The sequence below is a fragment of the Chloracidobacterium sp. genome, from assembly GCA_016716305.1.
In the GTDB taxonomy this organism is placed as follows: domain Bacteria; phylum Acidobacteriota; class Blastocatellia; order Pyrinomonadales; family Pyrinomonadaceae; genus OLB17.
Genome location: JADJWP010000002.1, coordinates 958,679 through 982,789 on the forward strand (window position 1 = coordinate 958,679; position 24,111 = coordinate 982,789).

Annotated in this window: 24 protein-coding genes; 2 read left to right on the top strand and 22 right to left on the bottom strand. The window is 52.2% G+C overall.

Going from position 1 to position 24,111, the window contains the following annotated elements; translation table 11 throughout:
- Window positions 1–7: 7 nt before the first annotated feature.
- The 3 genes from IPM28_06280 to IPM28_06290 all read right to left on the bottom strand — a co-directional run bounded on the left by IPM28_06280 (window position 8) and on the right by IPM28_06290 (window position 4,003).
- Window positions 8–1,990, bottom strand: coding sequence for a PQQ-dependent sugar dehydrogenase (locus tag IPM28_06280; GenBank protein MBK9172597.1), 1,983 nt, complete (start codon window positions 1,988–1,990; stop codon window positions 8–10).
- 255 nt (window positions 1,991–2,245) lie between these two features.
- Entirely contained in the window at window positions 2,246–3,319 is a 1,074-nt protein-coding gene (gene tsaD / locus IPM28_06285; protein MBK9172598.1) for a tRNA (adenosine(37)-N6)-threonylcarbamoyltransferase complex transferase subunit TsaD, read from the bottom strand.
- Window positions 3,320–3,334: 15 nt separating this feature from the next.
- Window positions 3,335–4,003, bottom strand: coding sequence for a DUF305 domain-containing protein (locus IPM28_06290; GenBank protein ID MBK9172599.1), 669 nt, complete (start codon window positions 4,001–4,003; stop codon window positions 3,335–3,337).
- A 133-nt stretch (window positions 4,004–4,136) separates the two neighbouring features.
- Between IPM28_06290 and IPM28_06295 the strand changes: the two genes are divergently transcribed.
- Entirely contained in the window at window positions 4,137–4,532 is a 396-nt protein-coding gene (locus IPM28_06295; protein ID MBK9172600.1) for a hypothetical protein, read from the top strand.
- Window positions 4,533–4,557: 25 nt separating this feature from the next.
- Here IPM28_06295 and IPM28_06300 read toward each other — a convergent pair whose 3' ends face one another.
- The 4 genes from IPM28_06300 to IPM28_06315 all read right to left on the bottom strand — a co-directional run bounded on the left by IPM28_06300 (window position 4,558) and on the right by IPM28_06315 (window position 11,319).
- Complete coding sequence (locus IPM28_06300; GenBank protein MBK9172601.1) at window positions 4,558–7,149, bottom strand: SpoIIE family protein phosphatase; 2,592 nt, start codon at window positions 7,147–7,149, stop codon at window positions 4,558–4,560.
- A gap of 22 nt (window positions 7,150–7,171) precedes the next feature.
- Window positions 7,172–8,899, bottom strand: coding sequence for a DUF885 family protein (locus tag IPM28_06305; protein MBK9172602.1), 1,728 nt, complete (start codon window positions 8,897–8,899; stop codon window positions 7,172–7,174).
- Between the two features lie 84 nt (window positions 8,900–8,983).
- Window positions 8,984–10,168 carry a phosphopentomutase gene (locus IPM28_06310; protein ID MBK9172603.1) on the bottom strand — a complete coding sequence of 395 codons (1,185 nt, stop codon included), beginning with the start codon at window positions 10,166–10,168 and terminating at the stop codon, window positions 8,984–8,986.
- Between the two features lie 26 nt (window positions 10,169–10,194).
- Window positions 10,195–11,319 carry a VWA domain-containing protein gene (locus IPM28_06315; GenBank protein MBK9172604.1) on the bottom strand — a complete coding sequence of 375 codons (1,125 nt, stop codon included), beginning with the start codon at window positions 11,317–11,319 and terminating at the stop codon, window positions 10,195–10,197.
- 236 nt (window positions 11,320–11,555) lie between these two features.
- Between IPM28_06315 and IPM28_06320 the strand changes: the two genes are divergently transcribed.
- Window positions 11,556–13,277, top strand: a complete 1,722-nt coding sequence (locus IPM28_06320) for a VCBS repeat-containing protein (protein MBK9172605.1) — start codon at window positions 11,556–11,558, stop codon at window positions 13,275–13,277.
- A 52-nt stretch (window positions 13,278–13,329) separates the two neighbouring features.
- On the opposite strand, the gene IPM28_06325 is transcribed toward IPM28_06320, so the two are convergent.
- From IPM28_06325 to IPM28_06395, 15 genes are all read right to left on the bottom strand, one after another.
- The gene (locus IPM28_06325; GenBank protein ID MBK9172606.1) at window positions 13,330–13,743 is read right to left on the bottom strand and encodes a DUF302 domain-containing protein; all 414 of its coding nucleotides are present in this window, start codon (window positions 13,741–13,743) and stop codon (window positions 13,330–13,332) included.
- 151 nt (window positions 13,744–13,894) lie between these two features.
- The gene (locus IPM28_06330; GenBank protein ID MBK9172607.1) at window positions 13,895–14,701 is read right to left on the bottom strand and encodes a sulfite exporter TauE/SafE family protein; all 807 of its coding nucleotides are present in this window, start codon (window positions 14,699–14,701) and stop codon (window positions 13,895–13,897) included.
- A 2-nt stretch (window positions 14,702–14,703) separates the two neighbouring features.
- The gene (locus IPM28_06335; protein ID MBK9172608.1) at window positions 14,704–15,180 is read right to left on the bottom strand and encodes a DUF2202 domain-containing protein; all 477 of its coding nucleotides are present in this window, start codon (window positions 15,178–15,180) and stop codon (window positions 14,704–14,706) included.
- Between the two features lie 231 nt (window positions 15,181–15,411).
- A complete protein-coding gene (locus tag IPM28_06340; protein ID MBK9172609.1) occupies window positions 15,412–16,800 on the bottom strand; it encodes an MBL fold metallo-hydrolase in 1,389 nt (462 codons plus the stop codon).
- A 33-nt stretch (window positions 16,801–16,833) separates the two neighbouring features.
- Window positions 16,834–17,355 (bottom strand): rhodanese-like domain-containing protein, encoded by a 522-nt coding sequence (locus tag IPM28_06345; protein ID MBK9172610.1) that lies wholly within the window; start codon window positions 17,353–17,355, stop codon window positions 16,834–16,836.
- A 14-nt stretch (window positions 17,356–17,369) separates the two neighbouring features.
- A complete protein-coding gene (locus IPM28_06350; protein MBK9172611.1) occupies window positions 17,370–17,699 on the bottom strand; it encodes a helix-turn-helix transcriptional regulator in 330 nt (109 codons plus the stop codon).
- 87 nt (window positions 17,700–17,786) lie between these two features.
- Window positions 17,787–18,113 carry a thioredoxin gene (trxA, locus tag IPM28_06355; GenBank protein MBK9172612.1) on the bottom strand — a complete coding sequence of 109 codons (327 nt, stop codon included), beginning with the start codon at window positions 18,111–18,113 and terminating at the stop codon, window positions 17,787–17,789.
- A gap of 171 nt (window positions 18,114–18,284) precedes the next feature.
- Window positions 18,285–18,710, bottom strand: a complete 426-nt coding sequence (locus IPM28_06360) for an OsmC family peroxiredoxin (protein MBK9172613.1) — start codon at window positions 18,708–18,710, stop codon at window positions 18,285–18,287.
- A 49-nt stretch (window positions 18,711–18,759) separates the two neighbouring features.
- Entirely contained in the window at window positions 18,760–19,830 is a 1,071-nt protein-coding gene (locus IPM28_06365; protein MBK9172614.1) for an alkene reductase, read from the bottom strand.
- Window positions 19,831–19,936: 106 nt separating this feature from the next.
- Complete coding sequence (locus IPM28_06370; GenBank protein MBK9172615.1) at window positions 19,937–20,950, bottom strand: NAD(P)-dependent alcohol dehydrogenase; 1,014 nt, start codon at window positions 20,948–20,950, stop codon at window positions 19,937–19,939.
- A gap of 118 nt (window positions 20,951–21,068) precedes the next feature.
- Window positions 21,069–21,740 (bottom strand): YceI family protein, encoded by a 672-nt coding sequence (locus IPM28_06375; GenBank protein ID MBK9172616.1) that lies wholly within the window; start codon window positions 21,738–21,740, stop codon window positions 21,069–21,071.
- A gap of 139 nt (window positions 21,741–21,879) precedes the next feature.
- Window positions 21,880–22,017, bottom strand: coding sequence for a hypothetical protein (locus IPM28_06380; GenBank protein MBK9172617.1), 138 nt, complete (start codon window positions 22,015–22,017; stop codon window positions 21,880–21,882).
- 104 nt (window positions 22,018–22,121) lie between these two features.
- On the bottom strand, window positions 22,122–22,523 hold the full coding sequence (locus tag IPM28_06385) for an Rrf2 family transcriptional regulator (protein ID MBK9172618.1): 402 nt from the start codon (window positions 22,521–22,523) through the stop codon (window positions 22,122–22,124).
- Between the two features lie 109 nt (window positions 22,524–22,632).
- Window positions 22,633–23,106: a hypothetical protein gene (locus tag IPM28_06390; GenBank protein MBK9172619.1), complete on the bottom strand. Its 474-nt coding sequence runs from the start codon at window positions 23,104–23,106 to the stop codon at window positions 22,633–22,635.
- A 66-nt stretch (window positions 23,107–23,172) separates the two neighbouring features.
- A complete protein-coding gene (locus IPM28_06395) occupies window positions 23,173–24,078 on the bottom strand; it encodes a GntR family transcriptional regulator (GenBank protein MBK9172620.1) in 906 nt (301 codons plus the stop codon).
- Window positions 24,079–24,111: the final 33 nt, after the last annotated feature.

A 24,111-nucleotide genomic window follows, 5' to 3' on the forward strand; every position in this document is an offset into this window, starting at 1 on the left:
GGTTCGTCTAAGGCTTGTCGTAGCTAGGAACAGGTAAATCTCCGTCAAGCCCGAACTGCGCTGCCAGCAACGCGCCGTTCGAACTTTGGCGAACGTACCAAACACCTGTCGACGGCCTGAACACCGCTAGGTCATCGCGAAAGTCGCCGTCGTAATCGCCGACCGCCGGTATGTCACCGTTCAGACCCCACGTAATATACTGAATACCGCCGGTGCTGCTCTGCTTGATGTACCAAACACCGTTGGACGGCCTGAATACGGCAATATCGTTCTTTAGATCACCGTCAAAATCGCCCTGCGTGGGGATGTCGGAACTCAAACCAAACCGTTCCGCGAAGAAACTGCCATTGGTACTATTCAACCGATACCAGACGCCGTCCGACGGTCGCCATACCGCTATATCGAATCTGCCGTCGCCATCGTAATCGCCCGGCGTCGGAATATCACCATCGAGGCCGAACAGCACGAACGAAACAGAAACGTCGCGACTTCTCAACGAGTACCAAACGCCTGTGGACGGCCGATATACGGTGAAATCCGATCTCCCGTCTCCATCATAATCGCCCGCAGCCGGAATATCGCCGTTACTGCCAAATTGAACCGCACCAAATGTACTGTCCGAGCTTCGCAGAAAATACCATGTTCCGGTACTCGGCCTGAAAACTCCAATATCGGCTTCAAAGTCACCGTCATAATCCTTTGCTGTCGGAATGTCGCCCGGCAGACCGAATTGGATAATGTCAACGGCGCCGTTTCGGCTGCTCTGGGTGTACCAAACGCCGGTAGACGGCCTGAATACTCCGATGTCAGTTCTAAGATCACCGTCGAAGTCTGCGGACGTCTTGCTGCCAATGACCTTATCGACGACGCCGACGCCGCTCGCCGATCCTACAACATACAATTCTCCGTCTTCATCTTCGCCGAATGACGTGACCAATCGGTTTGTATCGAGCAATGGGTTCTGCTGATTGTTGAACCACGAAAGCAATTCGCCAGTACAATAGTCCGCGTACAGATAAGCACCACGCGGCATCGCGTTCTGGACGCCGCGATACACATATCCACCCGTGATAGCACATCGGGGTGACCCGGCGTTGGCATATTGAAAAACAGGCATCGTAAAGTTGCCGGGAATGCACAACGGATTATCGAGGCCGGTGCACTGCGTTCCTTCGTAAACGCGCCAGCCTTGATTACTGCCGAGTGTTACTATAGCGGCTTCTTCCCATTGTCCCTGACCAACATCACCCATCCATAATTGCCCGGTTTGACGATCAAACGACCATCGCCACGGATTTCGTACGCCGATGGCATAGATCTCATCTGCTCCCGCCACTCCGACATAAGGATTCGTCGGCGGATTCGTATAGGCGGGGCTTGGGTTCTCGTCAGTTACGTTCGGAGTGATCCGGAGATACTTCCCTAGCAGTTCATTGATGTTCTGTGACCGCGCGCCCGGATCGTTGGCCGAACCGCCGTCACCCATACCAATATACAAATGTCCGTCGGGTCCGAATTCGATCATTCCGCCATTATGATTAGAAAATGGCTGCGGTATCGTGAGAAGCGGAACCTCACTATTTGGGTCACCTACGGTATTGCCGTTGGTCGCCTTGAATCTCGAAATCACCGTTGCCCCGTCAGTCTGACGAGTGTAGTTAACAAAAAAGTAACTATTCGTTGCGAATTGAGGGTGAAATGCGAGCCCTAGCAAACCACGCTCACCGCCCGAAAGGACCCGCGTAGTTATATTCATAAAATTCGACGTTGTCGATGATCCCGGCGCCGCGACCTTGATAATACCGCCTTGCTCAACGACGAAAAGCCGTCGCGTTCCATCTTTGGCATGGGTAACCAAAATTGGTGATGAAAGACCGGTCATAAAGTTTTGCTGCAAACGAAACGGCGGTGTTGATTGCGCGTTGATCATTCCGGCAAAGACGAACGCAGCAGCAGCAGCAAGGCATACACAATGTCGAAAACGTCTCATAATTGTCCTCTTGTTTTGCTTTCTTTAATCGTAAGAAACTAGATCGATGCAATGGCGGGAATTACCAATGTGTAACCCTGGTCTATAATGACGAAACGATCGAATTGAACAAAATGGGTTGGTTCGAAAACGTCCAAAAATGATGGGCGACGGTCGTTCACCAAACAAGCCGAACATCGGTTCAGCTTCGGTCACAATGCAAAGTCTCAACGTTTAAAGTCTACCTTTTTCGTGTTTCAAATTGCAACACTAAACTCAGAGGCGATAGTGCACCCGCTTCCGGCGAAGCTCGGCATCTTCATTCTCGATATTCTGCAGACGAAGAGTGACGTCCGCCGTCATTTTCAGGTCGGATCGTTCGCCCCTTGCCAAGTGAGCGTACCCGGCAGCAGATATCATCGCGGCGTTGTCCGTTGACAGATGCTTTGAAGGAAAGTAGACCGGTACCGCGATCGCATCGGCCATTTTCTCGGATTCAGCCCGCAAGAGTGAGTTGCACGCGACGCCGCCGGCCACAATCAGCGTACGCGGCCTGTAAGTATCGGCGAGTTTCTTGAGCGTACTTACGAGAGCCTCGACCACAGCGGCCTGAAAACTGGCCGCGAGGTCGGCGATCATTTGATCTTTGAGCCCGACACCTTCGTTCGAGATCTCGTTCTCACGGATATAACGGGAAACGGCGGTCTTCAGTCCGCTGAAACTCAGATCCGGCCTGCCATCGGATATTTTTGCTTTCGTGAATTTCACAGAGCGAGGATCGCCCTTACGAGCGACGGCCTCGATCGCCGGTCCGCCGGGATAACCTAGCCCAAGCATTTTCGCAACCTTATCGAACGCTTCACCCGCAGCATCGTCTCGGGTTCTTGAGACGACCTTGTATTCGCCGGCGCGAGGCACAAAGAAAATATTTGTATGGCCGCCGGAAACAATTAGAGCGAGAGCCGGATACTCGATCGGAGGATTTTCGAATACGACCGAGTAAACATGCCCCTCAATGTGATTTACCGCGATAAGGGGTTTCTCCAAACCGAAAGCAAGGGCTTTAGCGTAACAAACACCCACCAATAACGACCCGACAAGGCCCGGCCCTTGAGTCACTGCGATCGCATCGACCTCATCGAGCGTTGTCGCCGCTTGGCCAAGCGCCTGGTCAATTACGGTATCGATCTTCGCAAGATGTTCTCGCGAAGCGATTTCAGGCACGACACCGCCATAAGGCTGGTGAAGTTCGATCTGCGAAGCGATCACCGACGACAGGATCGCATTTCCGTTGCGAACCACGGCGGCCGCGGTCTCGTCACACGAGCTTTCGATTCCGAGAACCAACATTTGGTATCGCCGCCTTTACTTCGTCCATTCCGCAAGCCATTTTTTCATTTGAGCGATCTCTAGATCCTGAGCCTTGATTATACTTTCGGCAAGACGCTTCAACTCGGGCCGAGGAGCTTTGTCGTCATTGCGTTGGATCAACGCTCGAGACATCAGCAGAGCACCTTCGTGATGCGGGATCATTTGACGAACGAACTCTACGTCGAAATCGTTTCCTGCAAGGGCTTCAAGTTTGCTCATGTCCATCCCATTCATACCTTCGCGCATCCCAGGAAAGTCCATATTTATCGCAGGACCGTCATTTTTGAACCATTCGTCACGCCAGCGTTTCATCTGTGTGATCTCGCGTTCCTGGTCGGCTATGACAGCAGCACAAAAAGTCTTCATTTCCGCTCGCCCGGCGCGGCCGATACCAAGTTTCGCCATGTCAACGGCGCCCTGATGGTGTGCGATCATCGAATCGATGAACTGCAGATCGATCGGAGCCTCTGCTGCTCCAAGAGAACTGGCCATTTTGGAGTGGTCCATCGACCCATGACCCATATTTGAATGATCCATTTTCGAATGATCGACACCCGACTGCGAATCATTCATTTGGACATTCTCTGAACCAGATTTGGAACCGCCCGTCCCGGCACACCCAAACATCAATAACGAAAAAAGAACTAATATGTAAACTCTCATACTTTAAGACTATTCTAGTGCGGTTGTTTCGACAAACTCTGCTGCGATCGCAGATCGGCTGAAGAAATAAAAGATTGCCACGCCGAACGTTCTTTGTTATATTCTTCAAACTTCAGAACGGAGGAAGACACTTATGCTGATGAAGATCCTTGCAGGCATTGTCGGAATCGTTGTCGCGAACATTACGTTCATGTTGGTTCAATTTGCGAGCGGGAAGATATTCGGGATGCCTGAAGGCCTGGACACGACGGATATGGCTGCGATGACCAACTACGTCGCAACTCTGCCGGTTACCGCTCTGTTGCTTGTGCTTTTCGGCTATGCACTCGGGTGTTTTCTGGGCGGATTTGTCATGTACAAGATCGCTAAATGGGATTCGTCGGTTCTCCCGATCGTTCTTGGGACACTCGGCACTATCGGCTGGATCTTGAACATATCCATGATCCCGCAGCCGATCTGGATGGTGGTCGCAGGATTTTTCTGCTTCATCCCGTTCGCTCTGATCGGATACAGGCTGGCAAAGCGTTGATGATATTGCCCTGCCGCTGAACGCCTTATGGATCGACGGTCCCGACGATTCGGACCACGATCATGGTCATGTCGTCGTGCTGTTTGGCACCGTCTGCGAATGAATCGGCTGATTCTATGATCGCTCGAATCGTTGCTTCAGCGGAGATATTGCCAAGTTCGACCAATCTTGAAAGCATCGCTTCTTCGCCCCATTCTTCTTCGTTGGGGTTCATTGCTTCCGAAATGCCATCCGTAAAGCCGATGACCCGATCAGCTTCGTTAAGCTCGACCGTGCCCATTTCGTAATTTACAAGCATCGGCGGCAGCATCCCGATCACGGGTCCGCCTCTTTCAAGCGTTTCGACCTTACCGCTCTCACGAAGCAGGAATGGCGGATTATGGCCCGCGTTGACATAAGCCAGTACCCGCGTAATAGGGTCATATTGCGCGTAAAAGAATGTGGCATACCGATTCGAAGTCGATGCCTCGTAAACCAGTCGATTGACATTTGTCATGAGCATCGCAAGGTCGTCGCCCGCATGTAACGCCTGGCCGCGAAGTGATGCCTGAAGGCTTGCCATCATGAGTGAAGCCCCGATCCCTTTCCCCGATACATCACCGATCGCAATGCCGAACCGGTCATCTGGCAGTTCTATGAAATCATAATAATCGCCGCCGACGCCTAACGCCGGCCGGCACGCCCCGAAGTAATCAAGGCCCTTGATTCTCGGCAGTTCTTGCGGAAAAAGGCGTTCCTGGACCTCGCGAGCGATCTCTATCTCGGCATTCAGCCGTTCCTTTTGTGCGGCTTCTCTGGCAAAGGCTTCGGTGAGCCGCGAATTCTCTAGAGCCAAACCAGTTTGCGTTGCGACCGACCTGAGCAATCTGAGATCGCTTGCCGTATAGGGCTCTTCAGATCTTTTTGGACTAAGGCTGATGATTCCGGTCAACTCATTCTTGACCGATAACGGCATGAGTATTTGAGTGTTCAATTCTCGAAACTGTTCGCGCTCGTCGATCGACACCGTCGGCGTCGATGTGATCTCGCTCATGTCGTCATAGAGAGCAATGTGCCGATTCGCCCGCAACTTTCGGAGCGCAAGCGAGCCTTGTCCGAGCGATACAGCTGGGGGTGTGTCAAAGCCCAGCGTAAACGCAGGAAAAAAGCTTTCACTATTTCTAAGAAGTATCGCCACCTGCGGTACGTGAAGCGACTCACTGATTCTGGCTCCGACCGTCTCGAGCAGCGGCTGCGTCTCGACGATTGTCCGTACGTCTTCGCTTAGTCCCGAAAGGATCTGTTCTGCGTCATAGGCGTCGCGAAAGAAACGGCGATCAATAGTTATCCGCAGTGGCTTTGCGACAAGATCTATGAGCGGCACAAGAGCCACACCGCCGACGATGAAAGCAAGCTGTGTGGAAAAGTTCGTCCCATATCGGTTTATTGACCAATACACTCCCATGCCAATGCCGAACAACAGAAGCATCTGGAGCACGCGAACACCGCCTTTTGCCAGGCCATACTGCAATCCCTGTCGAATCACGACGCTCACGTCCATTGCCCGCTGAACGACGATAACGTATGCCATCGTGAGCGGAAACAGAAGGACAAGCAGCAACGACGTCAGACCGATCCAAAACGGCACGATCTCGAAGAACGTGCCCTGTTTGCCGGAAAGAAGGCGATAAAGAACAAGCAAAAACGACGGTGTTATGGCTAACGATGTGCCATATAGCATCACACGCAGTCGGCGTTTGGCATCAGGGTTTTTGGTCGTGCCCATCTTGTAGCCCAGAGCCGCGAAGAAGAGCCCGATCGCCAACATGTTGATGTAGGACCCAAATACGCCATATGCGTTCGCAAGTGGACGAATATATTGGAACAGGTCGATACCAGTATTCGTTCGCATCAAACCGAGCAGCGTCAAGAACACCTGGAAACCCAGTGGCACTATGAGCAGCCATTTGATCCATGGAAACCTCTCATCGAGCTTCCATCGTTCTGGAAAATAGATACCAAACAGAAGCATTGCCAAGGCCCAACTCGAAAAGAACACTTTCTGGTAAGCACCTACAAGCGTAGCGCCATCCCAATACATCTCGACACCGAGTGAGCTCAAACCTAGAAGGACAAAAAGAAGCAGCCATGCCAGCGGATCTGAAGGACGGACGAACAGCACCCAAAACCCGAGGAGAATACACAGTGTCGGCAAAGCGTAAACGAAAATGAAATTCCCGACGAATCCAGCATAATACGTTAGATCACGCTCAACAGCCGTCGGGACGATCGACGTTCGGAAACGCTCCTGCACGCCATTGTTTCCCGCTCGGACCAGATCAAGCTCAACCGGAATACCGCCCCGCATTCGCCTAAGTTCTTCTTCAAACGCAGCATCGCGGCCATCAAGTTCCCGACCGTTGATCGCCACGATCCGGTCACCCTGACGAATTCCGGCTTGTTCAGCTGCGGACGTTATCGCGTACGCCGTTCCGCCCGTATAGCCGAAAGGCAAATGCGCGTCACGAGAAAACCGAGCCTGTACATTGAAAATGTTCGAGTAATGGGAGACGAGCGCAAATGCCGAGAACGCAAAGAGCAATACTATCGGTATGTAAAGAAGCTTCTTTTTACTCATTCTCGCGATCTCGTTTATCCGATCATTTTGGGTCGACCGGGCCGTAGAATTTCCATGTCGGCAAATGGCCCGCCGACAACGGTTGTTTTGTCAGGATCGCGCGAACCATCTCCACGGGTATTGAGCCTTCCCGCAGAACTGCATCGTGAAATGCACGATCGGTCATTTTTCTTGTACCTACGAGATCGCGATGAAGTTGATAAAACTGCAAGCCGCCCATCATATATGCCATTTGGTAAAGCGGCCCGTAGTCCCCCGAAAACGAACGTCTGACCTCGGCAAGTGCATTCTCACGTTCGTGCCCGACCTTGTCTACAAGCAGATCGACGCACTGCTCGGGCGTCCAGTTACCAAGATGGAAATTGAGTGAAAAAATGATTCGGGCCGCCCGGTGTGATCGCCAAAACAAAGCACCGATCTTATCTTCCGGAGTTTTCACAAAACCTCGATCCCAGAGAATGAACTCCCAATATAATGCCCAGCCTTCACCCCAAAACGGCGTGCGAAAACTCGACCGATAGGGACGGTATCTGCGGTTCATGAACTGCTGCAGATGATGACCGGGGATCAGTTCATGATGCGTGACCGCGCGCGCGAAGTGGGGGTTATTCCCACGAAGCGACATCATTTTCTGCTCGTGCGCCATCCCATCGGTCGGATACGCGACAAGTATCGTCTCGCCGCCAAGAAAAAAAGGAGCGATGAGTTGTCGTTCCGGCGACATCATTTCCATTCGCCAAGTTTCTTCCGCCTCGACCGGAACCGTAACGAGGTCGTTCTTCTTCACATATTCGATCGCTTCGAGCGCAAAATCGCGTATCAGGGCCGGCTGCTTTCCGGGCTCGACATACTTTTGCTTTACCGCCTCGATGGCCTTCGTGTAGTCATCGCCCAGACCCATTTCGCGGGACGCCTTTTTGAGTTCGGCTACGCACCATTCGAATTCCCGGTTTGCGATCTCGACCAACTGCTCGGGCGTATACGGGATCATCTCGAACTTCAACTCGTTCATGAGAGCTTCCCTGCCGATCGGATCTCCAATTATGGTCGTCTTATCATCGGGTGAGATCCCGACGAGTTTACTAACGACAAACGTCGAATATTTCTGGAGCGCGTCTTCGACGGCTTCATAGGGCCGTTTATTCCACCAGGTAAAGGCGGGATCGTACGCGTTATGAAAGTTGTACCAATTGCGCAGCGTCGAACGAAGCGATGCGATCATCCTGACCGCCCGGTTGGCAACTGTGCGTTTCGGTTTCTCAGCCGATCCGGTTTCAAACTGCTTTTGCGTTTCTCTGATCTGTCTAGCCAGGAGATCCAGCTTAGCGGCTGTCTTTTCAGCGTCGATGGTTTCGAGCCGCCGACGCTGATCTTCAAGGTCAGCGATCACCTTCGCAAACGGAATGATCGGTTCCAACTCGTCTATTTGAGCAGCAGTCCGGTTCAGTTCCTGAAGTTCCCGACGAAGGTGGTTTTGAAAGAGAATGTAGTCGACCTGTTCGTGATGTTCGAGCCTTGCAAAGTTCATTCTCGCGAGCTCTGCGAGGCGATCGGAGTACAACTTACTGAACCGCTCTTTTCGGGCCAGGGATGTCTCAGCAGAGTACCAACGGCCGTAGGCACCACGGTCCTGCTCGTATTTTTCGATCGCATGCCGGAGTCTCGACGGTTGTTCGATCGTCGGTTCTTGAGCATTCGCGGATAGAGAAAGAACGAAGGATGTGATAATCGCAATGCAGATCTTCTTCATAACACGATAATAAAGAGCACGAAATTGAAAAAGCCGACAGCTATAAGCTAATAGCTGTCAGCCAAATCGCAAAATGCTCAGCGGTCAACTCAATGCTACTTGATCGAGAAAACTCTCGCCATCCTTTAGCGTCACACCGAAATTATCAGCGATCGTCTGCCCAATATCAGCGAGCGAACCCCTGATACCGAGATCGACCCCGGGCTTTGCGGACCTTCCGTAAACCAGAAGCGGGACGAACTCTCGCGTATGGTCGCTCCCCCGAAATGTTGGATCGTTACCGTGGTCCGCCGTCAGAATAAGCAGGTCTTCATCGTCCATTGCCGCAAAGATCTCTGGCAAACGGACGTCGAAATGTTCGAGGGCTTTAGCGTAACCCTCGGTGTCACGGCGATGCCCGTAGAGCATATCGAAGTCCACAAGGTTGCTGAAGATCAAACCGCGGCTTTCGGAATTCAGGGCATTAATGGTCTGATCGACCGTTTGATCGTTGTTCTTTGCGGTCAGGTCCTGTGTGACGCCAATCGAATCGTAGATCGAAGCGATCTTGCCAATGCAGACGACATCGAGGCCTTTTTCCTTCAGCAATGGGAGCAAATTGTCGGACGGCGGCGGGATGGCATAATCGTGACGATTTTCGGTGCGTTTGAAGTCATTGGCGGATCCTCCGACGAATGGCCGTGCGATCACGCGGCCGACCTTGTCCTCTCCGTCCAGTATCCGCCGGGCGATCTCGCACATCTCATACAGCCGGTCGATCGGAACAACCTCTTCGTGTGCCGCGATCTGAAACACCGAATCCGCCGAAGTGTAGACTATCGGTTTGCCGGTTCGAACGTGCTCCTCACCTAGTTCTTTGATTATCTCCGTCCCGCTTGCCGGAACATTCCCGAGAATTCCGGGCACACCGGTTTCGGCAACGAAACGATCGATCAAACGCGACGGAAATCCGGCGGGAAACGTCGGAAATGCCTTATCAAGCACGATACCGGCCATCTCCCAATGACCTGTCGTGGTGTCCTTGCCATTCGATCGAAGAGTGCATTTGCCGTACGAACCCGTTGGCTCAGCAACAACCGCAACACCGTCCAACGGACGAATGTTCCCGAGGCCCAACGCCTGAAAGTTTGGCACATCTACTTTACGGCTTCTGAAGATGTTGCCAAGCGTATCGGCACCGGCATCGCCCCAGTCGGGTGCATCAGGCATAGCTCCGATACCCGCAGAATCCAACACAACAAGGCATATCCGTTTGAATTTGTTTGACATATAACTAACTTTCAGGCGGCGCGATCTCAATCTAAATTAGCTGTGTAACCCTGCTTTGCACGAACAACGGCCCCTGAAGGAACGCCGCGAACTTCGACCCTGATCGACCTGAACTTCCCATCGCGCTTTTCGTTCGAGGAATAGTATCCGATGCTGTATTTCGTGCCGATCTCATCGGCAACCTGCCTGAATGCGCTTCGAGCTTCCGAAAGATCGCCTACCGGAAACACTCGTCCCCCGGAAAGTTTCGAAAGCGAGATCATTTCATTGTCCGCGATCTCGTAGAGCCGTTTGCTGATCGCAAGACGCTCGAAGTCACCTAATTGACAAAAATCGCTTGTTCGTTCAAGACCAGATCTTTGGCCGATCCCGGAATAATAGCGTCGCATCTGTGCCTGCGAAAATCTGACAGCACTCTCGCAATCCCCTAGTAGATTTTCCTCAAAAAAGGGCCGCGTGTCGACCTTGATGAAAAAGCTTGTGACACCTGCATTGACCAAACCGTCGCCTGCAGTCTGAAAACCGGACTCACTTGTCGAGTCGACCCCATCGGTCAAGGCGACCAAAGCGCGCCTTCCTCTAAACTCCTCACGCGGAGCTTCAGAAAATACCCGAGTGCTGATCAAGGTTATCGCGTCGTAGAACGGTGTACCGTTGCTTGTCCCGACGCGCTCAAGGGCAGAACGGAGCCTCATTCTATCGTCGGTCAGGCCGACGAGCACCTCACTTTTTGCCACGCCGCGATTCGCAACGACTTCAGTGTGAAACGAAATGATGGCCACTCGGTCACCCGACCTCAACGAATCGACAAAATACTGCGCCGCGCGTCGAATCAGTTCCAGATCGGCGCGTGTCGAACCGGAAGTATCGAGGAGCAAGGCGATCTCGAACGGCGATGTTGTTGCTGCAAATTCTGCGATCTCCTGCGGTTTGCTGTCTTCGAATACAACAAAATTCGATCTCTTGAGGCCTGTCACTGGACGCCCTTGCCGATCCGTCACAGTTACCGGGACGTCGATGAGTTCGGTGTCGACGCGAATAACCTCTGACTCCTCGCTGATGGGCGGCGGAGTGGGCTTTGCCGTCTGACCAAAATTCGAGACCGGATTGATGAATAGCGCGAGTGTTGAGATCAAAAACAGCCGTCTCATTGCCAAACTCCTCATCGATAATGTGTTTTCTTCGTCCAAGTTTACCAAATCACCCCGATCAAGCGTTACATTTATTTGAATTGCGGCACGTGCTAAATTGATTTATTTCGCGAGAGCGGGCAAAGTATTGAAGTTACGCTTAATTAATGAAACCACTTTCGCCGACGATGCGGAGCGAATTGCTCTCGTGCAAATGCGCCTAACGAGTCCCGCAACCGGCCTTGCAGGAGTTAAAAATGAAACACCACACGCGTTATTTTGTGTTCTGCTCAATGTTGATATTGACTTTGTTTGGATCGATCTCGGTCGCCGCCCAACCGCCGATATTTGTCGACAACTTTAGCTACTCCACAGGAGCACTTTTGTCGGAGAACGGATGGACGGCGCACAGCGGGACCGGAACGAACCCCATCGCCGTCGTGACTCCCGGCCTCACATATCCAGGCTACCCAGGGTCTGGTGTCGGAAACGCTGCGGGCGTTGGGACAACCGGTGAGGACGTGCATCGTGTCTTTTCGGTTCAATCATCCGGGGCGGTCTATGCAGCGTTTCTTGTAAATGTGACGGCAGCATCGACAGACCCGCTTGGAGGCTACTTCTTTCATCTGAGTCCGGACCCGATCGGAACGAACTTCAGGGTTAGAGTGTTCGCAAAACGCGATGAAGCGAACGGCGTAGCTTTTGGACTTTCGAAAGCACTCACCACGGCAGGTAATATCGCATTCACTCCGTTCACGTACTCTTTGAACACTACTTACCTTATTGTCGCGAAGTACACTTTTGTTGACGGAGCGGCCAACGATACTGTCACGCTTTATATCAATCCGACACTACCCGGAGGTGAACCGGGCGCGCCGACGCTGACAGCGACAGATGTGGCCCAGAGCGACATAGCAATCGGATCAGTGGCACTGCGGCAAGGAACGGCATCGTCGCATCCGACGACCGTGGTTGACGGCCTGCGTATCGGCACGTCGTGGGCTAGCGTGACGACCGCTTCTGCAGCTCCGACGCAGAATGTTCTCGATTTTAACGGCGACGGAAGGACCGATTTTGCGGTCGTACGCAACATTGGGAGCGGCGGCAGCGGTGCGACCAATCAAATTCGCTGGTTTACGAGCCTGAACGGCTCGGGAACGACAACTGCGACCGATTGGGGCGTTGCAACAGATACTTTCGTACCGGTCGATTACGATGGCGACAACATCACCGATATTGCTGTTTGGCGAGCGTTCGGCACGGGCCAGCCGTCCGGAAACGCATTCTTCTATATTCTTCAAAGCAACGGAAACACGCTGCGGGTCGAAGACTTTGGTCAAACGGACGATAATCCAAAGGTCGTCGCTGATTATGACGGTGACGGGAAAGCTGATGTCGCAGTTTATCGTCCCGGGCCGACAAGTCTTACACAAAGTACCTGGTATTATCGCGGCTCCTTAAACAACCCCTCTGGCAGCATCACCTTCGTTCCGTGGGGTGTTAACGGCGATTTCGTTGCGCCGGGCGACTATGATGGTGACGGACGGGCCGACTTCGCGATCCAAAGGAATAACGGTGGCGGCCAAGGTATTTTCTGGTTGAATCAGACGACAGATGGCGTTACCTTTCATGTATTCGGCACGCCGTCAGACGTCATCGTGCCGGGTGACTACGACGGTGACGGGAAGACCGATATTGCAGTAATTAGGGGTGCCGCGGGTCAGATCGTGTGGTACGTCCGACCGAGTTCTACGGGCGTCATAACTGCAACGGCTTATGCGATCTTTGGAGTTTCGGCAACAGACTTTCCGAGCCAAGGAGATTACGACGGCGATGGAAAAACAGACGTCGCTATATGGCGGCCGAGCGCTACGCCAGGTTCGAGTGCATTCTGGGTCTCAGGTTCAACTAGCGGAGTATTCAGCGTGCCGTTCGGCGCAAATGGTGATTATCCGGTCGCGAATTATAATGCGCATTGAACCGGTTCGTTTGATCAGGAAAATGGAGGCCGTTCGTGCCTCCATTTTTTTGCTAAACCGACGCGAGCGCTCGTTCAAGTCGTGAATTCACCTCTTTTGCCATGTTAGCGAGCTCTGAACGCCCGGTGAGACCTAACATCTTTTCAGCGTCGATCAGACCGATGACGATCTTGCCGTTTCTTTCGTAAACGACGGCGTTGCAGGGCAAGAGAAGGCCGAGGTCCATCTCGATCCCAAGCGATTGGAATGCAAATCCCGGGTTGCAGGCTCCAAGCATGACGTACTCACCGAAATCCTTATCAAGTTTTTCCTTGAATTTGGCCTTCATATCTATCTCGGTCAACACGCCGAACCCTTCGTCTTTCAATGCCGATTTGATCCGCTCAACGGCATCACCGAACGATAATTCCACAGTTCTGCGAAATCCGTAGTCGCCTTTTTCAATTTCATTCTTAATGTCTTTCATCATTTTCTTCCACCTTCTTACGTCGAGACCCGACGTCGCATGCCCCGCGCATTCAGGTATCGAATCCGAGCTTAGGCAATATCACAAGCTGCAATAATAGCCATGCCGAAATGAAACCAATTATTATCAATAAGCCTTCCATTTATCACCCTTAACCGAACATGGTCTCGCGGACGATCATATAGATCCCCATCACGAGCACGAACCACCCGAACGCCTTTTTGAGCTTGTATCCGTCGACAAATTTGGTCATCCATGAGCCCAGGAATATACCGGCTACAGATGATGCTGTGAATAGAAGCAAAAATGGCCATTCGATAGCAGTGCCGACCTGAATATCTCCGGTGAATCCGAGCAATGACTTCATTGCGATTATGAACAGTGACGTGCCGACCGCTTTCTTCATGTCCAGGCCAGCCAATAGTACGAGTGCCGGAATGATAAGGAAACCACCGCCGGCGCCGACAAGTCCGGTCAGCGTCCCGACCCCTACGCCCTCGAGTATCACGAGTCCGAAATGATGGGTATGCTCCTCAGTCCCGATCGTTTCGAGCTCGCGTGATGTGCCGTTGCTGCGTATCATCGAGATCGAGGTCGCAACCATAAGAACGGCAAACAAAAGCAGCAGTGCCGTCCCTTTTGAGATCAGCCATCCGCCGAAGCCAAACTCGGTTGGGATCGCAGGCATTATCCACGCCCGCGTTGCATATACCGCGAAGATCGACGGTAATCCGAATATAAAAGCCGTCTTGAAATCGACCAGCTTTCTGAACGAGTTCTGTATTCCGCCGACCAAAGCCGTCGAGCCAACCACAAATAGCGAGTATGCGGTAGCGAGCACCGGATCGACATGCGCCATGTAAACAAGAACCGGAACGGTCAGGATGCTGCCGCCGGCGCCGATCAATCCCAACGAGATCCCTATCGCCGCGGCGAAAATGTATGCAAGGATCTCCATTGTCAGATGCCTCGCTGCCCGCGGCCCATGCCGTTACCTCGACCAGGACCTGTTCCCTGTCCTTTACCGCCTCCGCATCTTTCAAATGCGGGCAGGTGATTCTCCTCGGACGCCCTTTGCAGGTAGCGATATGTTTCGATAATGTCCTTGCGTTCTGTCGATCTGAAAAGCCTTGTGTAGAGGTCACGGTTCAATATCTCACCATCAATTCCCGCTTTGCATGCATCCGCAACACTTGCGAACCTGGGAACGTTGCCCTGCCAAGGATTGTCCGGAATCGGAACGCCGTATTTCGTGAAGATCTCCTTTAGCATTTCGGCGTGACGGATCTCTGCCCGAACGATATTCGAAAACGGCCGTGGATCGCCAAGATCCTTGTTCACCTGTTGGTAGGTCGCAGTTGCCAAATATTCATCGTTGAGTGCAAGCAGTAATCCGTTGATCTCTTCTTTATTCAAATCACCTTTATATGAGGCCATATCGAAATTGCAGACCTTGCACTCGTTTTCTGCCACCGGCTTATCGGCATCCACGGCCGGAGGCGTTGCGTTGTTCACAGGCCGGTTTTCCGCAGCTGAGGCATTGTTCCCAAGCCGATCGGCACAACTCCCCATAAACATCGACGAAATTGCGATCGTTAAAACCACTATGTATCTCATTCCTTTGCTCCTAAAAGATCGGCCCGAGTCACCCCGGGCCGTTCCAAATGTCTATTTTTGGCTGCTCGCACATGCTGTTGCCAGCACATCGGTCTTAAGCCCAGAATCCATCCACGCGTTTGTTCCGCCGGTGACGTTATAAACCTCCATGAAGCCGGCGTTCTCAAGAATGCTCGTCCCAAGGCTTGAGCGGTAACCACTCTGGCATATAACGTAGGTCGGGATCTCGGGATCAAGCTGATCGATCTCACGCGAAAGCCGATCCAACGGAATGTTGATCGCATTCGCGGCATGTCCGTTCGCATACTCGGCCGGACGCCGTACATCAACGAACTGTACCGTATTCTCAGATTCGATGATCTTTGCGACCTCGATCGCAGCGACCTGCGGCACGGATTTCTTTTCGCCTTCGAAGTCTGTCAGAAGAATGAAGCCCTTTACGGTCTCGATACCGACCCGAGCAAGCCGCATGAACGCTTCATCTACCTGCGCCTGAGTGTCTGCGGCGATCGCGACCGGCGTCCCGATCGGGATCAATGTCCCGGCCCACGACGCGAACTGGCCGGCCAACCAAATGTTGATCGAATTCGGTATATGCCCAGCCCCAAATTCGGTATTCTGCCGAACGTCGACAACGACCCCATCGAAATTCAGGATCTCTCCCGTTGTCATCGCGGCAGGCTGCTCAAGATCCGAAAGTGATACCGAACCCTTAAGGTTCTGGGAAGCGCTGACCGGGAAATATGCGGGAACCTCTGGTTGATCAGATGCGACAACCTTAATGAACTCGTCTTTGCTCATCGGCTTGAGAGCGTAGTTAAACTTCCGCTGTTCGCCAAGCGTTGACCAAGTCTCTTTTGAAAGCGATTTGCCACATAGCGACCCGGCACCGTGAGCGGGATAAACCTCTGTCTCATCCGGCAGCGGAAGGATCTTTTCGTAGAGCGAATCGTAAAGCATGCCGCCCATTTGCTCCGCGGTGAATCCCTTCGATCCTACGAGGTCAGGCCGGCCGACATCGCCGATGAAAAGCGTGTCACCAGTGAACATTTTGAGCGGTTCGTCGGGAACTTCGGTGTTCTTCGCCACGATCGTGATCCCCTCCGGTGTATGGCCCGGTGTTTCCAAAAACGTTAGCTCGATCGCGCCAACAGTTAGCCTATCTCCGTCTTTGACCTTTAATGTCTCAAACCGAGTATTCGCCCTTTGACCATATATGATCTGTGCCCCGGTCTTTGACGCGAGCTCAAGATGGCCGCTAACGAAATCGGCGTGCGAGTGGGTCTCGATCACATATTTGATCTTTTGGCCGTTTGCATTGGCCTCGTCGATGTATTGCTGCACGTCGCGCTGGGGGTCGATTATCGCAGCCTCGTCGCCCGAACCAATGTAATACGACGCATGAGCAAGACATCCTAAATAGAACTGTTTGAATTTCATTTTCGTCTCCCTTTTTCCTAAAACGACGTACGGTTAGACCGCGGTTCTTTTATTCCACGGCATCTTTGCAATAAGCAGTCCCATTCCGCACCAATCGATCACAGCAGTGAATGCAAGTCCGAAACCGACGAATCCCGCAAGCGCAATAAAGTACGGATGGACCAGCAGGCTCATAGCGACACCAACGAAAACCAAAAGACCCGCAGTGAACCTGACCTGACGCTCGATCGACCATGGTGCGTGTTCATCCCGCTCAACCGGGAGTTCTTCTTTCTTCCAGGCCTCGATGCCGCCGATAACGTTCACGACATTTGTAAAGCCGAGAGCCTTCAGTTTTTGCTGCGCTTCGGTCGACCTGCGGCCTGTTCGGCACATTACGTAGATCGGCTTGGTATGATCGATCTCTTTATGTCTTTCCTCTAGTTCGCCCAATGGGATCGAGCTGGCGCCCGAAACGCGTCCACCGGCAAACTCCATCTGTTCACGGACGTCAACGAGGTGTATCTCGCCGTTGTCCAGTTGTTCCTGCAATCCTAAAACTGTGCATTCACTCATAGTCGTTCTTTCTCCTAAACTGTTGCAAAGAGCTCTGCCTTCGCTTTTAGCCTCTCTCCAAGGGAATCGCATACAAGATCGCAAAGCTTAAAAATATGGTCATCGATTATCGAGTAATAGACCGTATTCCCTCTTTGGTCCCGGCGCAGTATCCCCGAATCTGTCAGCAGCTTCAGATGTTTGCTAACGTTCGGCTGACTCGCCTGACACGCCAGCGTCAATTCGGTTACGCTCATCTCTCCTTCTCGAAGAAGATTCAGCAGCCGCAGCCTGTTCGGTTCTGACAGCACGCGAAACCGCTCGGCGACCAATTCCATTGCTTGTAATGACATTCCCTTACCCATGTGAATAACTATATGCCGATATAGTTATATTGTCAAGCCAAAAATGGACGCCTTACTGATTTTTCATCGATAAGGCGCCGCCGTTCGTTAAACGTATTTTCCTACAACCTTGGCGATCGCGTCCTTGGAGACCGCACCTACAATGCGTTCCTGTTCTTCTCCGCCCTTAAAAAGAATCAGTGTCGGAATGCCCCGAATGCCGTAACGATTAGGTACATTCTGATTCTCATCGACATTCATTTTGTAGAATCCGGCCTTGCCGTCGAACTCTTCGGCAACAGCCTCTACAGACGGCGCGATCATTCGGCATGGACCACACCATTCCGCCCAAAAATCGACCAGAACCGGTTTGTCCGAACCCAAAACATCGGTCTCAAATTCATTATCCGTCACATTCTTTGCAAAGTTTCCCATTTCGATCTCCTATATATTGCGTTGATTATAACTTACACCGTTTGATCGCTCAAACCGCAACGCATATTCCCGTTTGTTCAGGTCGATATCTCGAACCTTGGCTTTAACTGTAACAAATCGTGTTACAAATGTCAACTATCCTTTGAGCAATTGAAACGGCGCCTTTTCAGGCTAAACGAGATTCGCCTTCAGCGTAATGCTGGTGGCTGCCAATGCCTTGCTTATCGGGCAGGCGAGCTTGACCTCTTCAGCCACGGCCGCGAATTTCTCACTATCGATTCCCGCAACTTCGGCTGTGGTCTCAAGTTCGATACGGTTGATCTTGAACCCGCTTTCGTCCTTGCCCAGAAAGACATTTGCCGCGACCTTTACGTTTTTCGCCGGAGTTCCGGCACGCTCGAGTGTTACATTCAGGGCCATCGCATAACAGCTTGCGAGCGACGCTCCGAGCAACTCTTCCGGGTTGGTGCCCGGCGTTTCGCCGAAACGTGTGTCAAACGAATAGGTTCCGCTAAAAGTGCCGCTGCCGAGCGCAAATTTGCCTTCGCCTTCCTTCAATGTTCCGTTCCATTCTGCGGTCGCTTTTCGTTCTGCCATGTTAGGTCATTCTCCTTGTTTGAGTCAGTTTAGCATCCGGCCCGACTGCTTACGCCGAGGCCGCCTGGGCGAGAGTCGGATAATCTGTGTACCCCTTTTCGCCAGGTGTGTAAAATGTCGATTCATCCCACTCGTTGAGTTCAGCCCTGAGGCGAAATCGTTCGGGCAGGTCAGGATTTGCCAAAAACGATTTCCCGTAAACTATCGCATCAGCCCCGTTTGCCGCGATCATATTTTCTCCTCGTTCCCGATCGAAACCGACGCCGGCCATATAGACACCTTTGTACCGCGGCCTGAGAACAGGATGCCAATCCCTGTTCTGGTCGAACGTTCCGATGTGGAGATAGGCGAGGCCCCGGTCATTCAATTCGTCAACCACATAATCGTACAATTCCTCGGCATCATCTTCTTTTATGTCGTTGAATTCCCCGCCCGGCGAAAGCCGCAATGCGGATCTCTCTTTTCCGATCTCCGCGATCATTGCGTCGATAACCTCAAATAAGAACCGCGCCCTGTTCTGGATCGAACCACCGTATTCGTCGGTTCGCTGGTTTACATTTGTAGACAGAAACTGCTGCACCAGATAGCCGTTTGCGCCATGGAGTTCGACGCCGTCAAAACCAGCGCTGATAGCGTTTCTGGCGGCCGTCGCAAAATCGCGCACAATTTCCTTGATCTCGCCGACTGATAGTTCTTTCGGTACGACAAATTCCTTCATCCCGTCATCGGTATAGTTCGATCCGGCAGCCTTTACGGCAGACGGCGCCACCGGCAATTGACCGTTGGGCAAAAAATCGGGAAGCGCTATCCGACCTGTATGAAATATCTGCATGAAGATCTTTCCGCCTTTCGCATGTACACCTTCGGTGACCTTTCGCCATGCTTCGATCTGTTCGTTCGAAAATATTCCCGGCGTTCGGACATATCCCTTGGCCATCTGCGAAATGTTGGTCGCTTCGGCTATAAGGAGCCCCGCAGATGATCGCTGAACGTAATAATCGACGGCGTAGTCAGGCTGGACGCCATTGTCATTTGCACGACTCCGTGTCATCGGGGCATAAATGATCCGATTTGCCAGCTCCAAATCACCGACCTTCAATTTATCAAAAAGTGTTGTCATTCCTTTTCTCCCTTTGTTCGCTTTAATTTGTTCCGGCTTCGACTTGTAGGTCGAGTTACCGTTCAGTATTTCCAGTGTGCGCGTGAAGCCACACGTACTGCATTGTCTAGTTTAGTTCCACGACGATCTTGCCGAAATGTGATCCCGTTTCCATGTAGCGAAGCGCGTCCTGAACGTCCTGGAATCCGAATTTCCGGTCGATGACGGGACGCATTTCGCTGACCGTTAACGCCCGGTTCATGGCTTCGAACATCGCCCGAGACCCGACATAGATCCCCTCAATCCGCACCGCTTTCATGAAAACCGAAGTGGGGTTGAACGACGCCGCACCAGACAAGGCTCCGATCATCGCGATTTGACCACCGAAACGTGTCGCATTTATCGACCTTGGTAGCGTGCCTGCTCCGCCGACCTCGATCACATGGTCGACCCCCTTGCCGTTCGTAAGATCGAGCACCGCCTTGTCCCATTCGGGTGTATCGATGTAGTTGATCGTATCGTCGGCCCCGAGTTGTTGAAGCCTCTCGATCTTTCCGTGGCTGCTCGAGGTCGCGATCACTCGTGCCCCGGCCATTTTCGCGAATTGAAGAGCAAATATGGAAACCCCGCCAGTACCTAGAGTCAACACAGTGTCGCCCGGCATCACCCGTCCTGACTCAACAACAGCGTGCCATGCAGTCAACGCAGCACACGGTAGTGTTGCGGCCTCTTCAAACGAAAGATGATCAGGGACACGAACAAGTCCTTTTTCATCAAATGCGGCATATTCCCGTAGTACTCCGTCCCACTGCGAACCCGCTCCGATCGACGTTCGGCGAATCGCATCTGATGGGTCACCGTCGTACCAATGTTGGGCAAAGATCGGCATTACACGGTCGCCGACTTTCCATTTTGTAACCCCGGCTCCTATCGATTCAACCACCCCGGACCCGTCCGAAAAGGGAACCGCCGGCAGCTTCATTCGAGGATTATAAGTGCCGTTCACCACCATCAGATCACGATAGTTTATCGACGCCGCTCGGATCCGAACCAAGACCTCACCGATTTTGGGTTCGGGAACGGGCCGTTCTTCGATCGTAAGACGATCGATACCGAATTCGTTGATGACTGAGGTTTTCACAATGTTTGATCCGTCGTGACAGCCGCGTACCCAGGATGCCGCGACATCGGCTTTCCGAAACCAGAAGACAGTGAACGGTCCCAAGGCAAAAGCAAGCGCCGCGGCACAACGTAAATTTCTATTTCTTTCGGGCTGACTTCAGATCGAGTTTGATCACGACCTCGTCGCGGATCAGATCATCTGCCTTCCCGGCATACACGATCCCAAAGTCCTTACGGTTAATTGCGAACTCGGTCTTAACGGCAACGGCCTCGTCGTTGATCGATATGGACGCAGGAAATGTCACCGACTTTTTAACACCGCGCATCTCGAGGTCGCCAGTGATCATATACGAACCGGCACCTTTCGCAGCGTCAGGAACTATCTTCGTTGAAACGAATGTCGATTTGGGGTATTTTGCCACTTCGAAGAAATCACCGGTCTTTAAGTGGTCTGTGAGACCGTCCGCATCTGAGTACACAGAAGCCATCTCAATATCCACGGAAACCGTGCTTTCCTCGGCTTTCGAATTCACGAGGTCGATTATACCCGTGAACTGTTTAAAGCCGCCATCGTGCTTGCCCGTGACCTTCGATCCTGTAAACTCGATCTTCGAGTTCCCTGGCGTAAGTTGTACGGCTTCACCCTTCGTGGCCATCGAGGGCGTGTTAGCCGGCGTCGCACCGGAATTAGCCGGCGATGAATTGGTCGACGGAGCGGAAGTTGTCGCCTTTGGCTTGTTTGCCGCCGGGTCCTCACACGCAGTAGCGAAAACTACGGCCGCAACAATCGTGAGTGTCAAAAGTTTCATCTGTTCAAGTCTCCTCTAAGATAGATTCATTGTAAATGGAACGCCGTTTTTGTCATCCGCGAAATATCACAGTCGTATTCTTCAACCTGTACGCTTGCTCTCACTTCGCATTGGTCCAAATTCTAATAATTCGGATCGGTTACTGAACAAATCGATTCAGCAAAAGGCTCGCCCGAAGAATGTAGGGATAAAGACGCATAAGCTCGGACATCGCACCGAGCACAATGCCTGGTGGATGGAATTCGAATGTGACGCATTGAGTAAAGTTCACTGTCATACTTTCCCTTGATAAGACCTTCCCCGGCTCGATAGAATTTCCCTTGATCGCAAAGGCTGTAATAATTTTGTAACAATGCTGGCTACAAATAGTCTCAAAAAAAATCACGTCTCGACGTGTTCGACCATCTCCATGACATTCTGAAGCGTAAATCGTGAGAGTTTCTCTGCAATACTCTTATCGATCTCTTTTTGGAGATTACAGAGCACTGCCTCGATGTTCCTGCCGATCGGGCAATCCTGGTTCGGCGCTTTTGCGTGAAGAGCAAAAACCTCCCCACACGCCACTGCCTTATAAACTTCGGAGAGATTGATCTCATCAGGACATTTCGACAACCGTGTCCCTCCGGATGCACCGGTTTGAGAAACTACGAGATTCGCATGGCTTAACTGGCCAATCAGCCGTCTGATCACGACCGCATTCGTATTCACGCTTGCGGCGATGCAATCCGACTTGACATTCTCGTCGCGTTTCTTGGCGAGCATCGTCAAAATATGTACTGCCATGGAAAATTGACTGTTTGCCGCCATATCTGTAACGAGTATAGTTACAAACGCCGTCAATGTCAAGCCCTTAGAAGCGTTTGCGATCTGACCTGAGATCTTGCGTCCCGCTTTACGGCGATTGATATATCAAGCGGTCTTTTTTCATGCCGCCCCCGACGAGCGCTCCAACCGCCGCTCCTGCCGGAAGTCCGTAAAATACCCCTGCGGCCGGCGCGAGTCCGTCCCCTTCCCGAGAGCCAACCTCATACAACACACCGATCCCAACACCGATCCCGAGCCCGACTGCGGCTCCGATAAGTCCGGACTTGAGCTTTGACCCGCTTCTCCCGCTGTAAACCCGAAAGATCTCGCCCCTGGGTACCGAACGAATGCGGCCGTCGATCTTCAGATTTAGAACACCATCGCTCGCATTCACGAATCGCCCCTTTAACTGCTCTCCCCCGTGGAGCTGAATTACGATCCGACTCTCGCTCGCCTGGCTCATTACTGTGTTCCAGTCTCCGGCGTATGTTTGAGGAAACGCATGTAACGTGAGGGCTATTATAGAAATGACTGTGATCGCAACGGTCGTACGCTTTTTCATAAGTATATCTCCTTGCATCAACGAGGATATAACTTATCGAAAAGCGTTATTTCTCAGACTGTGGCACTATCTGAAAGTGTCCCAATCCGCCAGTTCTTTCAGTTCGTTAATAGATTCCTTCGAGATGATCCGAAAAACGGCAACACCGTCATGATTTTCGAGTTTTCTGGCTGAAACGACGTCGCAAATGATGATAGCAGCCTGATCGAGGCCGCTTTGCCAGTTCTTTTCGCAAGTAGAACGGGTGATGATGGTATCGGGATCGATATTTGCCGCGACCAGAAAAAGCTTTGCCAGAGAGAGGAAGGGAGCCCATCCGGAGACTACTGCAACCATGTCATCGTCGTCCGGACGTGTACGCCCGCTAAGCGTATTCGCCACTGAACTGACCTTTAGGAACACGCGTTTCGTATCGCGTTTTAGTCTTTTGTTCAACTCATCACGCTCATCGTACATTGCGGTTATGACCAAATTCTGGCCGAACTCAATTTTCTCCGGGTCGATCGATCGGACACCTTTAACCTCGGTTCTCAGCGACTCTTGAATTTCGGCTGCCAGTATCTCCTGAAGTCTGAGATCTGATTCGACCAAGACGATGAGAGTGTTTTCCGATGACGCGATGTACTCGTCCAGCATCGATCGAAGTTCGATCGGTGTTACCCCGTATTTCCGAGCCTCATCGATGATTCGCCCGATCAAGTCCCCTGCCCCCTGCTCGTCGATCGGGATCCGGGATTGGTTTGCTACAAAAACGCCACTGCCTTTACGAAACTCTACTAAACCATTCTCAGCAAGGTTACGATAGACGGAGGAAACGGTATTTGGATGGATCTGAAACCTTCGAGCGATCTCTCGCACACTTGGAAGCCGCTCACCGGAATGTAGATCGCCAGAGGCGATCCCGATCGAGATCTGCTCCAATAGCTGTTCGCGAATTGGAACTTCAGAATTTTTCGAAAGCCATATCTTCATCGGAAAGGATCGAGTCAGCTCTCGAGATCAAAA